A 14,344-nucleotide genomic window follows, 5' to 3' on the forward strand; every position below is an offset into this window, starting at 1 on the left:
GGCGTGGCACGCGTGGACTACTTCGACGACCCGAACGCACCGAAACCGAATTCGGTGGTGCCCTCGGTGACAGCGGCGATCCGCAACGAGCAAGGCGACATCCTGCTCATCCACAAGGTCGACAACGGTCTGTGGGCCCTGCCTGGAGGCGGGCACGACGCGGGCGAGAGCATCATCGACACGGTTGTACGTGAGGTCCGCGAGGAAACGGGGCTCGCTATCGAGGTGACCGGACTCGTCGGCACCTACACCGATCCGCGGCACGTCATGGCCTACGACGACGGCGAGGTGCGCCAGCAGTTCTCGCTGTGCTTCGCAGCGAAATGGGTCGGTGGCTCACCGCGCCAGGACGGCAGCGAAACGAAAGAGGTCCGCTGGGTTTCCCCAACGGACCTCGACCAGCTGACGATCCACTCGTCGATGCGGCGTCGGATCGACGATGCCCTCGACGAGACGAGGACGCAGCCTCACCTCGGTTGAGCCTCGGCGAGCCTACGCTCGGCTCGCCCGACGGCTTCGGCGATGACCGGACGCGCTCTGGTCCACGTCCGGTGCACCGGATCGCCGGGGGCATAGCGGCTCAGGATCTCGTCCATACGCTCGTTGTAGCTCAAGCGCTCACCCGCTGGCCCCGTAGTCAGGTCGGCGGCGACCAGTGCGTCCAGCAGCGGTGAGTCCTCGAACGGAAACTCACTGAGCTTGTGACCAATGTCACGCTCCTCGGCTTCGAAGCGTGCTCCGGAGTGGTGGGCCACCAGATTGACGATCGTGTCTGGCCACTCCTGGTCGCGGAGATAGCGGGCGCCGTCGAGTGGGTGGAACCCGGTATGCGCTATCTCGGGGGCGTAGCCGATGTCATGGAGCCATGCCGCTGCCACGAGGATGTCTCGCTCCTCGGAGGGCACGGCGTCCCGCAGCTCTTCGGCTCGCGCTGCTACAGCTTGAACGTGGAACCACCGGCGGCCCAGCGGCTTCACGAATGACTCGGCTACTTCGGCGGCTCGTTGAACAAGCTCCATGTGGGCTCACGCTACCTTCCTCGGGTTCCGAACGGGTTACTGCGAGCGGGGGGCTGCGAGAGAGCGTGCGCCAAATACACGCCCAAATGGTCTTTTCGTAGTGGGAAATCGCAGGTGGGGACGGGCCCGGCAGACAGCCTGTAAATCAGCCGCGTTACGCTTCAGAGGTTCGAATCCTCTACCCGGCACACCGGGGAAACCGCCCTCTGACCTGCGAAGCCAGGACAGGGGGCGGTTTTCGTTCGTGCCCGGTTGTCCCCGGAGCCCCCCGGTCTTCAGTGGCCAATCTCTGGCCAAGGTTCACCGGAGCGCGCGATCGGCCCGCGCACGAGCCTCCTGTTCACCACCGTCGAGGCACTTCGAACAGACACCGAGCAGAACGTGGAGGCTGTACCCGTTCTGCTCTGCGACCTCGGGTTGCGTCTCCTCGCGCCGGATACGTACAGTTTTTTGTACGCAAGGAGGTGGGTCATGAGGACCATGTCGTACTCGGAATCGCGAGCGCGCTATGCCGAGACGCTCGACAGCGTCACCGATGACCGGGAGGAGGTGGTTATCACTCGGGCCGGTCACGAACCGGTGGTCATGGTCGCTCTCGACGACTACGAATCGCTGCGTGAGACCGCCTACCTGCTCAAGAGTCCCGAGAACGCCCGTCGGCTGCTGGGTTCCATCGATCGGCTGGAAAGCGGTAACGGCATCGTGAGGGACTTGGACGAGTGAAGCTTGTCTGGGATGAGGTTGCCTGGGACGACTATGTCTGGTGGCAGACTCAGGACCGCAAGGTCCTCAAACGCATCAACACACTGATCAAGGACATCCAGCGCAACGGGAACGAGGGTATCGGCAAGCCCGAACCCCTCAAGTACGGATTCCAGGGGTACTGGTCCCGTCGGATCACCGACGAACATCGGCTCGTGTACAAGATCAGCGATGACGAGCTTCGTATCGCCGCCTGCCGATACCACTACGGTAGCTGAGACTGTCCGCTTACCGAACTCCTCGGGGGGGGGCGAACGGATCACTGTGAGCGGAGAACGAGAGAGCGTGCGCCAAGTACACGTCCGGATGGTCTTCTCGAAGTGAAAGCTCTCTGGTGAAAGCCAGTCCGTCAGGCAGCCCGTAAATCAGCCGCGTTACGCTTCAGAGGTTCGAATCCTCTACCCGGCACACCAGGGAAACCGCCCTCTGACCTGCGAAGCCAGGACAGGGGGCGGTTTTCGTTCGTGCCCGGTTGTCCCCGGGCCTGCCCGGCCGACACCGGGCCTCTACGTACAGTGCACGTACGTTCTCAACGCAGCGCCTGCTCGACTCGCTGGCGCGCGAGCTGCTCCCCGCTGTCGAGACACTTGGCGTAGATCTCCAGGAGCACCCGCACGCTGTGTCCGGCCCACTCGGCGACCCGAGGAGGCTCCACCCCGGCGTTGGGCCGGTTGTTCTCCGTAGTTGGAGACGGGTAAGCCCGTGAGTCACGGGATGAGGAGGGTCTTTCCGATCGTGGTACGGGCGGCGATGTCGGAATGGGCCTGCGCGGTATCAACGAGCGGGTACGTCTGCCCGATGGTGGGCCGTAGGATCTTGGCCGAGCCGAGCGCAAGGGCTTCCTCCACGAGGCCGTAGAGGCCGCTGGGAGTGCTGCCAATGGCGTCCAAACCGATGTTGGTGATTCCGCGCGAGGTAGCAGCTTGCTCATCGGGGCTGGTCCAGGTCCCGCTGGCGGCTCCGTGCGTGATGTACCGTCCTCCGCGTCGTACCAGTGGGTGAAGGACGTCACCGGTGGTTCCGCCGACGCCGTCGAACACGACATCAACTCCGGTGGACGCTGCTCGTTCCAGCGAGTTGTCCCAGCCGGTGCCGCGGTAATTGATCACTGTGTCGGCGCCGAGGTCGCGCGCGTGTTCCAGCTTGGACGTGGATCCGGCCAGTGCGATCACGTGGGCACCGGCTTTGGCGGCGAGCTGGACGAGGAGACTGCCGACGCCTCCGGCGGCGGCCGTGACCACCACGACTTCCCCGTGTTCGATTCTCGCCGCGGAGTGGAGTCCTACGGCGGTGCGGCCGTCGGCGAGCAGGGCTACTGCTTCCCGTGCCTCCAGGGTTTCGGGAACTCGGTGCAGGTCGGATTCCTGAGCGACAGCCCGGTCAGCATAGCCACCGGTGCCACCGGTGGAGGTGACGACCAGAACGTTCTTCCACGCGGGGTCGACGTCTTCGCCGAGCGCATCGACGTGTCCGGCGACGCCGTTGCCCAGCACTGCCGGGAACTCGACTTGGGGGCCGACCGAAGTTCCGGAGCGTATCTGCGTGTCGATGAAGGTGATAGCGGCGACTTCTACGGCGATACGGACCTGTCCGAAGCCGGGGACGGGGTCGGGCAACGTTGTCGGGCGGAGCACATCGGGGCCTCCGGGCTGGTCGGCGACTATGGCGCGCACGTGTCATGTCCTTTCGCGGGATGGGGATGATGGTCGGGGCTGACTGGACGACTGGGCAGAAGGGCAGCGGGGACGAGGGAAGCCGCCGCGAAGGTGGCGGCCCACCAGAACGTGTGGGAGAACGCCGCCGCGGCATCGGTGTCGCCCGTACTCGAACTGGCGAGGTTCAGTTGCAGAATGATCGCCATCACGGTGGTTCCGAGAGCGGCGCCGAGTCGTTGCAAGACGCTGAGCAGGCTGGTGGCGTGCGGAACAGAGGTTGGAGGGACGTCGCGGTAAGCAACGCTTGGGACGGCGACGCCGGTCGTGCCGAAACCGGCTCCGAGCAGCAGTAGGCATAGGGAGAGGGTGGGCGTGGCAGCGGAGGCGCCGTTCGCTGCGATTCCGGTCGTCCCGGAAACGGACATGAGAGTTCCGAGGACGCCGAGGAGTCGCGGGCCGAGCCGGTGAGTCCACCGTCCGGCGAGCCACAGCGCGGCCATGGTGCCCAGTCCCTGCGGTACTAGCAGTAGTCCGACGTCGCCCACCTCGACCTCGTGGATCCGTTGGTAGAACAACGGCAACAGGATCAGGCTGCCGTAGAGCGAGAAACCGAACTGGAACATCATCAGTGTCGCGATGCTGAAGCTCCGAAGCCGGAAGAGGCCGACGTCGAGCAGGGCCTGGTGGCCGAGTCGGCGGGCGTGCAGCCAGAAGGCGCTCACCAGGACGATTCCCACACACAACATGAGGGGTGCCGGTGCGGGGACCACGGTCCTCTCGGTGATCGCGGTGCATCCCCACAGGATGGCTACGGCGGCGGGGAGCAGGAGCACCAGTCCGCCGCGGTCGAGCCGGGTCGGTGTTCGCGGGTCGTCGTCGGTGAGGTGGCGGTGGGCGAGGACGAGAGCGAGCAGGCATATGGGGATGTTGACGAGGAAGATCCACCGCCACCCCACCGTTGCCAGTAGCAGTCCGCCGAGGACCGGTCCGAGCATCGGGGCCAGCTGGCCGGGGATTCCGACATAGCCCATGACGCGGCCCACCCGACGGGGCCCTGCGGCACGGGCGAGGATCGCCTGCACGAGCGGCAGAATCAGGCCTCCACCGAGTCCCTGCACTATCCGGAACGTGATGAGAGTTCCGATCGACCATGCCATCGAGCACAGAACTGAGCCCAGCAGGAACACTCCCACCGCGCCCAGCCAGACCCGTCGGCACCCCCATCGGTCGGTCAACCAGCCCATCGTCGTGATCACCGCGACCATCGCCAGCACGTAGCCGGTGGTGACCCATTGGGTCGTGGCTACCGAGGTGTCGAAGTCCTGGGCGAGATCGTCGATGGCGACGCCGATGATGGTGGTGTCGAGCAGCGTCACACTCGCGCCCACAAGGAGTACGCCCATCAGCCGCCGTAACTGTGGGTCGATTCTCTCCGAGGTCGGGGGGCCGGATGCGAACCTTGATGTTGGCACGCCAACAACCATAGCTAATTATTGGCATGCCAACAAACTTCATAGGCTGTCCCCGTGGTGAACAATTCCCAGCAGCGGTCCGCTTCGGAAGTCGAGCCGCAACGTCACGTCGGTACCAGTATCGACGGTGCCCCCGTTGGTTCATTGCTCCTCCAAGTCACCCGTGCGCACGCCCGGCTCGGCACCGAGCTCCTTCAGGAAGCAGGCGTGGTCTCGCCCCACGAGATCGTCCTGCTGTATCTCGATGAACACGGTCCGGTCGCGCAGACAGAACTCGTCCACTACATGGGGCGGGATCGCTCAACCGTCACGGCCACGCTGCAGGCGATGGAGCGGGCTGACTTGGTGGTCCGTTCCTCTTCCCCGACCGACAAGCGAGCGACGACTGTCGCGCTGACGGATCACGGTCGCGAAACCGTTCCCAGAGCACGCGCCGCCTGGGTCGAACTCGAACGACGCACCACAAGTCCACTGACCGCCGATCAGAAGAATGCGCTGGTGGAGGCGCTGGCTCTCATCCGTGACACCCTCAACCAGGCCTAAGCACAGGTGAACAGGCTGAAACCGCTCGCTGCTCCGCGGCACCCAAAAGGTCCTGTGTGGACAAATTGTGTACGGGGAAGTCTCACTGACTCCGCACCGGAGTCTTTCGCGCGGGCCAGGGATCTACGCAGGAGTGGTCAACCCAGGGGTGCGAATCGGCCGCGTTACGCTTCAGAGGTTCGAATCCTCTACCCGGCACACCAGGGAAACCGCCCTATGACCTGCGAAGACAGGCCAGGGGCGGTTTCTTGTGTGTCCGGTTGTGTCCGGCCCACTCGGCTCCCCGAGGAGGCTCTCCCCCCCCCCCGGCGTTGAGGCACATGGAGATGCAGGCGTGTCGCAAGTCATAGGGGCGTTTCGCCAATGGTGAGGCCGCTATCTTCTTGGTGAAGGTGTCTTCACGAACTCGTTGCCAGGCCCTGACGTAGACCGTAGACGGTGTTCCCAACCCTGCCGCCGCTGCGCTTGCCCCGGAACAGACGGCCGTCCGAGCTCGATCCGTCCGGATGCGTTGGGAACAACCGTGGCTGAAGATCGTCGGAGAACGACCACCGGAGTCGGGTGATCGGTGGTGGCGTGCTCGTCGGCGTGTTGGTTGAGGCGGTGGGGCGTCGATGATGATGGAATGAGGTGCTGGCCCTACCCGCTCCTGAGCTTCTGAAAAGCACGGTCGCGCCAGAGCGGATGACCAGAAGCCGTTGCCGGAGACCACGAACACAACGGTGAGCGGGTCAAGCAATGTTGGTCGGCGAACCGTCGAGAGCGCTGCTGGAATTAGCTGTTTTCGACACGAACTGTCGCGTTGACTGCGAGGATGGTTCCGATGTGGGCGGGAACCGGCTCCGGACGAGCAAGAGATGTAGTACGAGTCCGTACTCCGGCGAGGTGTGTGGCATGATTCTTGTGAAAGTCGGTTTCATGTTGCCCCTCCGGTCGAGGCGAAATCGATTCCTTCGTGGCATGACACTTCGCGGACTCCGGTTTGCGTGTGGTGCGTCCTCTCCTGCTGGGGTGGAGCCGGGTGTTCGACAAAGCAAAAATGTCTTCGTGTGACACTCCATCGAATGATTAGACGAACTTAGTGGCCAGGAACTGGTGCATCAGGGAAAACTGTGACGAGAGGATGGACGTGCAACCGTCTACGGACAATCGTTTCGTTGTCCTCAACGATGAGCCCGTGAGTGAGCGGGGAGAGGACCTGCTCGGTACGAGTGAGACGGCGGACAGGCTCTCGGATCTAATTGTCTCATCCAGGGAGTCCACGCCCTTCACCCTCGCGATCGATGCTGGCTGGGGTATGGGAAAGAGCAGCCTCATGCGGCAGCTACAGCTCGGGTTGGAGGAACTGGAAGGAGTGCAGACGGCTTGGTTCAATGCTTGGACCTCGGGCTCCGATGCTTTGGAGGTTTTGATCAAGTCAGTTCTGCTTCGCTTCGATCGAAATATCATACGCAGGGCCTATCACAGGATATCCGGAGCGCCACGACTGTGGAGGTGGATCAGAATCGGGGTTCGCCTCACTATGACTACCTTCGGCCTACGGCGCTTGGTCGACGAACTCTGGGATCAGCTTTCTGTGGATCCGAAGTCGCGCAACGAGATTCGTGGTGCTGTGCGGGACATGGCGCAGGAGTGGTTGAATTCGACGAATTCGCCCGGTAGGCAGATCGTGATTTTCATCGACGATTTGGACCGTTGTCGGAACGATGTCGTGGTGACTGTTTGCGAGGCGATCAAACTATATTTGGACGTGCCGGGACTGGTGTTCGTCATAGGGTGCGATCAGTCCGCTCTCGCTCGTAGTGTTCAGAATGCGGAAATTGGTGGTGAGTACCCATCCGGTTATTTGGAGAAAATTGTACAAGTAAATTATCATTCCCCTCTTCCCGGGCAACGTCAGGTGCGTGACCTGGTCAACGGGTATGCCTCGAAGTCAGGTACGTCGCAGCTGTTCGATGATCACGTTCTGAACTTCGTCGCCGAACGTACCGGCCGGAACCCCAGGCGCATCAAGAGGTTGATCAACAGTTTTGTGCTCGAGTACCACCTCGACAAGGAGTGGCACAGCTTCGGTGCGGACATCCTTGTGAGAGTGCTGCTGCTGCAGCACTTCTACCCGGTTTTCTACAGGCTTCTCACCAGTTCGTCCTTCGAGGACCCTGTGCGGGAGTTCCTCGATTATCGCGATGCTCGTGAGAATATAAACATGGGTGGGACAAATCCCGGATCGTGGAAGGAGGTTTTCGCGAAGTACAAGATTGAGCCTCCCGGTGAAAATGAGGATCGTGATGTTCTTCTTGGTCATCTCGGGCAGCTGGAGAATCAACTTCCGGATTCGTTTCCGGGGCTTGTTGGCGATGAGGTTTTCACAACTACGCTGCGTCAGCTGAAGGACTCGCCGCACTTTCAACATCTGCGGGAGCACCTGCAACGTCGGCGCTTCCAGTTCGATCCGAACGGAATTATCGGTACCGAGGAGCGTTTTTCGGAAGAGCAACCCGATATGCGGGGTGGTTACGCGCTCGTCGTGGACGATGTTTTCGAGGAGAAAGACGGTAGTTTCTCGGACACGGGAAGAATCGTTACCACTCTGCAGCAGTGGGGAGCTCGAGTGGATACCGCCAGTGATTTCGATTCGATGAAGCGAGTGATAAGCGAGAGGACTCCGGATGTGATTGTCTCCGACATCAACCGTCATGGCGTCGAGAACGCCGGACTGCAGGATCTTCAAGCGTTGCGTGACCGAGGTGTATACGGAGGTCCCGTTGTGTTTTACGTGGCGCGTGTCACGCCTGCGCGACGCAAGTGGGCGAGCGACCTGGAGGCAGTCGGAGTAACGAACAGTTTCAGCGAGGCCATGGAATGGGTAAGGATGTCGCTATTTGGCTGAAAGATTCTATGGATCAGCCGTGTATGCTGCCGTTTTTTCTTCGGTAGACGCGTGTGATCCATCCGGGGTCGGTCGTGTTCCGGAATCTTTTTCGGGTGACGGGTTTCTGGCTCCCTTGCCCTCCGCCGTCCGCTGGTGCTCTCCGAGAGGGATCGCGGCGGGACTTGTGAGCTCCCGGTAGTGGTAGTGCGAGGCCCACCGGAACCCCGCTCGCTCGTAGAGCGCGCGGGCGGCGTGGTTGTCGGTGGTCACCTGCAGCCAGGCGTACTTCGAGCCGCACTCGGCGGCCCGCTCCAGCAGGCCCCGCAGGATCGCGCTCGCGTGGCCGCGACCTCGTGCGTCGGGCCGCGTGGCCATGCAGTACAGCCCGGCCCGGGAACCGACCAGGGCGAGACGCCCCACCGCCGCGACGCCGTGCCGGTCCTCGCGCGAGGCGTACAGCGCCGGGACGGCGGTCAGGATCTCGTGGGCGATCGCTCGTGAGTCGGGGCCGCCCCGCCCGTCCACCTTCCACCACAGCTCCGTCCAGCTCGGGTCCGGTCGGTGTTGTACGTGGATCTCCGGCCGACTGCCGGGGAGGTGGTGCGGTACCTCCCCGAGCGCGGCCACCAGCACGACAGTGGGGGTTCGGAGTTCGTATCCTCGCCGCGCCAGCACAGCGTCCAGATCGGACGGTCGTGCGGCCGGGCCGAGCTGGAACGCGGGCAGCAGCCCGTGGCAACGGTAGAGCTCCTCGACCCGGCAGACAGCCCTCTCCGGCTCGCTCGGGGAGCGGAACGGCAGGACCGAGTTGGCCCGCCGCGTCACTCCGCCGGAGAACCGCGCGAGCCAACCGTCGACCGTCGTCTCCCGAATCGCGGGCCAACCCCGCCGCATGAGCTCGTCGAGCTCGGTCGTCGAGATCACCAGGGCAGTATAGGAACCCGTGCTGACGCCCGGCCACGTTTTTCCGGCGAGTGACGGTCAGGCGTTCACGAGCGTCCCGGCCTCAGCCCTGCATTCGCCGGATCGTCTCCCTGCTGTTCGGGGAGTCCGTGGCCCCGGCGAAGCCGGGGTGTGGGGTCGGGACGCTGCCCGGGACTGGGCCTCCCTGTTGCGGTTCGGTGCCTGGATCAGCCAGGACGTCGGGCGGCATTCGAGGTCTTCCGTAGTGTCCCGGCGTCGGCCCGGGGGGCGGCGGACCTCCCCAGCCCGGTGGCTCCGGCGGGCCCTGGTTCGGTCTTTCCGGCCACGTGCCGTTGAACGAACGGTCCCCGTGGAACACGGCCCCGGCCAGGCTCACCCACTCGTGGAACACGGCCCTGTCGAAGTCGGCCTCGGAGTGGAACTCCGCGCGGTCCAGCCGCACGAATCTCCGGAACTCGGTGTCGGCGAACCACGCCTCATCGCGGAAGACGACCTCCCTGGCACGGACCTCCCCGGTGAACTCGGCCCGGTCGAACGAAGCCGGACCGTGGAACCGCGCGCGGTCCAGCCGCACGTGGCGCACCCGGCAGTCGACCATGCTCCAGTCCTGCAACGTCGCGGTGGTCAGGTCCAGGCTGATGTGGGGCCAGAACTTCGGATTGGTCGGCGCGCCGCTCGCATCGGGATCGGGGCGGATGTGGCTCCCGATGAGTCGTTGCGCGGTACGACGCACCTGTTCTTCCTGCTGCTGTTCCTCCCGCTGGTCGAAGGTCTCGGGGCCGTTGATCGGTATCAGCGAGGAGGTCCGTGCTCCGTTCAGCCCTCGTGTCGGTGGGCGCAGCCCCAGTCGCAGCACCCCACCGCTCCGGGGGAGTTCCTCCGGAGCGGTCGTCTCGGGCTCCGGAGGTGTGAACGGCATCCTGAGGTAGGCGCAGAGCAGATCCACGACGGTTTGGCGGTGGGGCGGGTTGTTCTCGCCCAGGCGGTCCAACGCGTAGAGCGCGGCCAGCCGTACCGGCGCCTTGTCCGAGCCGAGCTGCTCGGCGGCGGAGGCGTAGAGTTCGGTGACCCGCCGCTCGGTGGCGTCGTGCCTGGTGTCGGCGGCCGCCCGTTCCTTCTGGTCCAGGGAGAGCTCGGTAGCCCGCTGCCGCCGTGCGGCCAGCAGCAGCGCCACGCCTCCACCACTGCCCAGCACGATGCTGCCCGCGACCTTGACCGTCTCCAGGCGAGCCTTGTCCCGAGCGCTACCGCTGCCGAACGACTCCAGCAGCAGCCACATCGACAGGCCGGCCACTACCAGCAACAGCAGAGCACCCACCCAGATGGCCCAGCCGGGCATGACCGGAGCGGGCCTTACCGCCGCGTCGGCCTGCGGATTCGGGGCGGGCTCGTAGCGCGTTCTATTCCGGACTCGACTCACTCGGACTCTCCGGAAAGTCCCGTTCTCGCCGAGTGGAACGACGCTCCAGCACCAGGCGTGCGTTCCCGTCCGGGGTGGCGCGAAGAGCACTCCCCCCGGAGTGTTCCACCACGACAGCGGGAGACGTCTCGTCGGTCGTCGGGGGAGGGGTGGCCCCGTCCGGGGCGTCCCCACCGGCACCGTTCGCTCCTCCGCCGTCACCGTCGCCCATGACGGGGACCTCCCTCCGGGCGCTTGGCACCGCTCCACGTCCGAGGCTAGCACCGCTTTTCCACGCTGTGTGACGAAACGAGAACGCCGGGTGCGCCCGCCTGCGGGGTTTTGTGGAACGGAGCGGTTTCATGGACGTCGCGGCGAGCGCGGTTGTAGCTTCCCCGCATGCGTGTACTGACCACACCCGAAGAGCGTTTCGAGGCACTGCCCGGATTCCAGTACCGGCCGCACCGCGTAGAACTGTCCGATCAAGACGGTGGGACGCTGCGGATGGCCTACGTCGCCGACGGCCCGGAGGACGGGCCCGTCGTGCTGCTGCTGCACGGGGAGCCCAGCTGGTCCTTCCTCTACCGCGACGTCATGGCGGTGCTGGCCGAAGCGGGAATCAGGGCCGTCGCCCCCGACCTCGTCGGGTTCGGCCGCTCGGACAAGCCGACACGGCAGAGCGACCACAGCTACGCGCGGCACGTCGAGTGGTTGCGCCAGTTCGCCTTCGACGTGTTCGACCTGCGGGAGGTCACGCTGGTCGGACAGGACTGGGGTGGCCTGCTGGGGCTGCGACTGCTGGCCGAACACCCTGAGCGGTTCTCGGGTGCGGTCGCCGCCAACACCGGAATGCCAACCGGAGACCACAACATGCCGGAGGTGTGGTGGGACTTCCGCAGGGCGGTGGAGAAGGCCGAGATCCTCGACGTGGGACGACTGGTGGCCAGTGGCTGCGCCCGGCCGATGTCCGAGGAGGTCCGAGCCGCCTACGACGCCCCCTTCCCGGACGAGTCCCACAAGGCGGGACCCCGCGTGATGCCGAAGCTGGTCCCGACCGCACCGGACGATCCCGCCACGGAGGCGAACCGGGCGGCGTGGCGGACGCTCGCAGGCAGCACGACACCGCTGCTGACGGCGTTCAGCGACAGCGACCCGATCACCGCGTCCATGGGGCCGGTGCTGCGCAAGACCGTGCCCGGCGCGGCGGGGCAGCGGCACGCCACCATCGCCGGAGCCGGGCACTTCCTGCAGGAGGACGCGGGCACCGAACTCGGCCGGGTGATCTCGGAGTTCGTGCGGCCCTCGCGCTGAGGGGCCGCCGGGATCGCCGGTGCTGGTGGAGCCGCTCCCGCCTCGTCCGCACCGGCACACCCGAGGGTGGTGGGCCGTCAGCCCACCACGTCCCGCGAACCGATACCGGTCAGCGAGCGCACCTCCATCTCGTCGAAGTCCGCCGGGTCGGCGGAGCGCGGCCGCACGAAGGTGCCGATGATGCCGCACAGGAACGACACCGGGATGGAGACGATGCCCGGATTGCTCAGCGGGAAGAAGCTGAAGTCCACCGAGGGGAAGATCGAGTCCGGAGCACCGGAGACCACCGGTGAGAACAGCATCAGCAGCAGGCAGGAACCGAGTCCGCCGTACATGCCCCACAGCGTTCCGGAGGTGTTGAACCGCTTCCAGAACAGGGTGAACAGCAGTGTGGACAGGTTCGCCGAGGCCGCGATGGCGAAGGCCAGCCCGACCAGGAAGGCGATGTTCTGCCCGTTAACCAGGATGCCGCCGATGATGGCAGCCGCACCCATGACCATCGCGGTGATCCGCGCGACCCTGACCTCGGAGTCGGGGTCGGCCCTGCCGCCGCGCACCACGTTGGCGTAGAAGTCGTGCGCGAAGGAGGCGGACGCCGTCAGGGTCAGCCCCGCGACCACGGCGAGAATGGTGGCGAAGGCGACCGCGGAGATCACGCCCAGCAGCGGGGTGCCGCCGATCTCGTAGGCGAGCAGTGGGGCGGCCGAGTTCTCCTCGCCGGGAGCGTTCCGGATCGTCTCGGTGCCCACCAGCGCGGCCGAGCCGAATCCGATGACCAGCGTGCACAGGTAGAACAGCGACATCAACCAGGTCGCCCACACCACCGACCGGCGCGCTTCCCGCGAGTTGGGAACCGTGTAGAACCGCATCAGCACGTGCGGCAGTCCGGCGACGCCGAGCACCAGGGCCATCGACAGCGACACGAAGTCCAGCTTGGTCAGCGCGCTTTCGCCGTACTGTGCCCCCGGAGCGAACACCCGCTCGCCGAGCGGGTTGTTCTGCGCGGCTCGCTGCATCAGGTCGCTGAAGTTGAAGCCGAACTTGCCCAGCAGGAAGAGCGTGATCAGCGAAACGGACAGCAGCAGCATGGCCGCCTTCAGGATCTGCACCCAGGTGGTGCCCTTCATGCCGCCGATGAGCACGTAGAAGACCATCACCACGCCGACCACGGCGATCACCAGAGCTTGGCCGCTGCTGCTGTGTATGTCCAGCAGCAGGGCGACCAGGTCTCCCGCTCCCGCCATCTGGGCGACCATGTAGGCGACGGTGATGAACATGGTCGACACGGCCGCGGCCGCCCGCACCGGACGTCGGCGCATCCGGAAGCTGAGCACGTCACCCATGGTGAAACGGCCGGTGTTGCGCAGCCGCTCGGCGACCAGGAGCAGGTTCACCAACCACGCGACGAGAAAGCCGATCGAGTAGAGGAATCCGTCGTAGCCGTGCACGGCGATCGCGCCGGCGATGCCGAGGAACGAGGCCGCCGACAGGAAGTCACCGGAAAGCGCGATTCCGTTCTGCGCCCCGGAGAAGGTTCCACCGGCCGCGAAGTAGTCACTGGTGTTCCGGTTGCTGCTGGCCCGATAGGTGATCAGCAGTGTGAACAGGATCAGTCCGGCGAAGACCGTGATGTTCACGGCGGGGTTCGTCCCGTCGAGGGGGGACTGTTGCTGTGCCAGTGCGTTCACCGCTGACCACCACCGGTCGTCTCCCGCAGTTCGTCCACCTCGGGGTCCACCCGCCGCGCCGTGAACCGGACGTAGAGCGTGGTGATCAGAAGGGTGGAGGCGAACTGTCCGATTCCGAACAACAAGCCGACGTTGATGTTGCCGAACACCGGCTCACCCATGAAATCCGGTGCGTAGGCCGCCAGCAACACGTATCCGAGATACAGCAGCAGGAACAATGCCGTCATCGGCAGTACGAAGCGCTTCAGGCGGGAACGCAGTTCACCGAATTCCGCGGAGCCCGCAATTCCCGTGAAATCGGGGCCGGTGTTTCCGCCACGTGCCGCGCTTTTCTCGATGCCGCCGAAGGAAGCGTGCGTTTTCTCGCCGCGCTCCCCGTGCCGCGCGCGCAGTGGCGGTGGCGTCGTGTCGCTCATGCGCCCTTCTTCCGAAGCGGGTGAACTGTGTCGGTGGGGTTGGTGCCGATTCGGGCGTTCGGCGTGACCACGAGACACTCGGCGCGGCACGCGACGCCCCTGGGCCGTGGTCCTGGTCCGCCGGAACCTGTCCGGTCAGCGCAACATACTACGTCCCTGTTCCCGCTAACGGGGGAATCGTGCTCCTCCTGTCGTCGCAGCCGGACTGACGTACACCTTGCCGTCCACTCCCCGTCCGAAGGTCCCCGCTCTGTGGTCTCGCAGCTCATGGGCCATTACCGAT

14 protein-coding genes are annotated in these 14,344 nt (G+C 65.0%); 6 read left to right on the forward strand and 8 right to left on the reverse strand.

Annotated features, from left to right (window positions below):
* Positions 1-3: 3 nt before the first annotated feature.
* Complete coding sequence (locus tag BLQ75_RS17215) at positions 4-480, forward strand: NUDIX hydrolase (RefSeq protein WP_092603574.1); 477 nt, start codon at positions 4-6, stop codon at positions 478-480.
* Here the strand turns inward: BLQ75_RS17215 and BLQ75_RS17220 are convergent.
* Positions 468-1,019, reverse strand: coding sequence for an HD domain-containing protein (locus BLQ75_RS17220; RefSeq protein WP_092603576.1), 552 nt, complete (start codon positions 1,017-1,019; stop codon positions 468-470). The genes BLQ75_RS17215 and BLQ75_RS17220 overlap by 13 nt on opposite strands.
* A gap of 471 nt (positions 1,020-1,490) precedes the next feature.
* Here BLQ75_RS17220 and BLQ75_RS17225 point away from each other — a divergent pair, with 471 nt between their 5' ends.
* Both BLQ75_RS17225 and BLQ75_RS17230 read left to right on the forward strand, forming a co-directional pair.
* Complete coding sequence (locus BLQ75_RS17225) at positions 1,491-1,742, forward strand: type II toxin-antitoxin system Phd/YefM family antitoxin (protein WP_043570278.1); 252 nt, start codon at positions 1,491-1,493, stop codon at positions 1,740-1,742.
* Positions 1,739-1,999, forward strand: a complete 261-nt coding sequence (locus BLQ75_RS17230) for a Txe/YoeB family addiction module toxin (protein WP_043570280.1) — start codon at positions 1,739-1,741, stop codon at positions 1,997-1,999. The genes BLQ75_RS17225 and BLQ75_RS17230 overlap by 4 nt, the downstream gene beginning before the upstream one ends.
* Before the next feature lie 311 nt (positions 2,000-2,310).
* Here the strand turns inward: BLQ75_RS17230 and BLQ75_RS24505 are convergent, their stop codons facing one another.
* The 3 genes from BLQ75_RS24505 to BLQ75_RS17240 are packed head-to-tail and all read right to left on the reverse strand — an operon-like array spanning position 2,311 to position 4,839.
* Positions 2,311-2,436 carry a hypothetical protein gene (locus tag BLQ75_RS24505; RefSeq protein WP_280137853.1) on the reverse strand — a complete coding sequence of 42 codons (126 nt, stop codon included), beginning with the start codon at positions 2,434-2,436 and terminating at the stop codon, positions 2,311-2,313.
* A 52-nt stretch (positions 2,437-2,488) separates the two neighbouring features.
* Complete coding sequence (locus tag BLQ75_RS17235; protein WP_092603578.1) at positions 2,489-3,454, reverse strand: zinc-binding dehydrogenase; 966 nt, start codon at positions 3,452-3,454, stop codon at positions 2,489-2,491.
* Positions 3,442-4,839: a DHA2 family efflux MFS transporter permease subunit gene (locus BLQ75_RS17240; RefSeq protein WP_170837544.1), complete on the reverse strand. Its 1,398-nt coding sequence runs from the start codon at positions 4,837-4,839 to the stop codon at positions 3,442-3,444. Before BLQ75_RS17240 ends, BLQ75_RS17235 begins: the two co-directional genes overlap by 13 nt.
* 123 nt (positions 4,840-4,962) lie before the next feature.
* Between BLQ75_RS17240 and BLQ75_RS17245 the strand changes: the two genes are divergently transcribed.
* Both BLQ75_RS17245 and BLQ75_RS17250 read left to right on the forward strand, forming a co-directional pair.
* Positions 4,963-5,451, forward strand: a complete 489-nt coding sequence (locus BLQ75_RS17245) for a MarR family winged helix-turn-helix transcriptional regulator (RefSeq protein WP_092603582.1) — start codon at positions 4,963-4,965, stop codon at positions 5,449-5,451.
* A 1,177-nt stretch (positions 5,452-6,628) separates the two neighbouring features.
* A complete protein-coding gene (locus BLQ75_RS17250; protein ID WP_170837545.1) occupies positions 6,629-8,341 on the forward strand; it encodes a P-loop NTPase fold protein in 1,713 nt (570 codons plus the stop codon).
* Between the two features lie 6 nt (positions 8,342-8,347).
* Here BLQ75_RS17250 and BLQ75_RS17255 read toward each other — a convergent pair whose 3' ends face one another.
* A complete protein-coding gene (locus tag BLQ75_RS17255) occupies positions 8,348-9,247 on the reverse strand; it encodes a GNAT family N-acetyltransferase (protein WP_092603586.1) in 900 nt (299 codons plus the stop codon).
* 82 nt (positions 9,248-9,329) lie between these two features.
* The gene (locus BLQ75_RS24510) at positions 9,330-10,667 is read right to left on the reverse strand and encodes a pentapeptide repeat-containing protein (protein ID WP_139183017.1); all 1,338 of its coding nucleotides are present in this window, start codon (positions 10,665-10,667) and stop codon (positions 9,330-9,332) included.
* A 378-nt stretch (positions 10,668-11,045) separates the two neighbouring features.
* On the opposite strand from BLQ75_RS24510, the gene BLQ75_RS17270 reads away from it, so the two are divergent.
* Positions 11,046-11,957: a haloalkane dehalogenase gene (locus BLQ75_RS17270; RefSeq protein WP_092603592.1), complete on the forward strand. Its 912-nt coding sequence runs from the start codon at positions 11,046-11,048 to the stop codon at positions 11,955-11,957.
* A gap of 77 nt (positions 11,958-12,034) precedes the next feature.
* Here BLQ75_RS17270 and BLQ75_RS17275 read toward each other — a convergent pair whose 3' ends face one another.
* Positions 12,035-13,636 carry a solute symporter family protein gene (locus BLQ75_RS17275; protein ID WP_425286470.1) on the reverse strand — a complete coding sequence of 534 codons (1,602 nt, stop codon included), beginning with the start codon at positions 13,634-13,636 and terminating at the stop codon, positions 12,035-12,037.
* 5 nt (positions 13,637-13,641) lie between these two features.
* Positions 13,642-14,061 carry a DUF485 domain-containing protein gene (locus tag BLQ75_RS17280; protein ID WP_092603596.1) on the reverse strand — a complete coding sequence of 140 codons (420 nt, stop codon included), beginning with the start codon at positions 14,059-14,061 and terminating at the stop codon, positions 13,642-13,644.
* Positions 14,062-14,344: the final 283 nt, after the last annotated feature.

It is taken from the genome of Actinopolyspora xinjiangensis (assembly GCF_900104475.1).
GTDB lineage: Bacteria > Actinomycetota > Actinomycetes > Mycobacteriales > Pseudonocardiaceae > Actinopolyspora > Actinopolyspora xinjiangensis.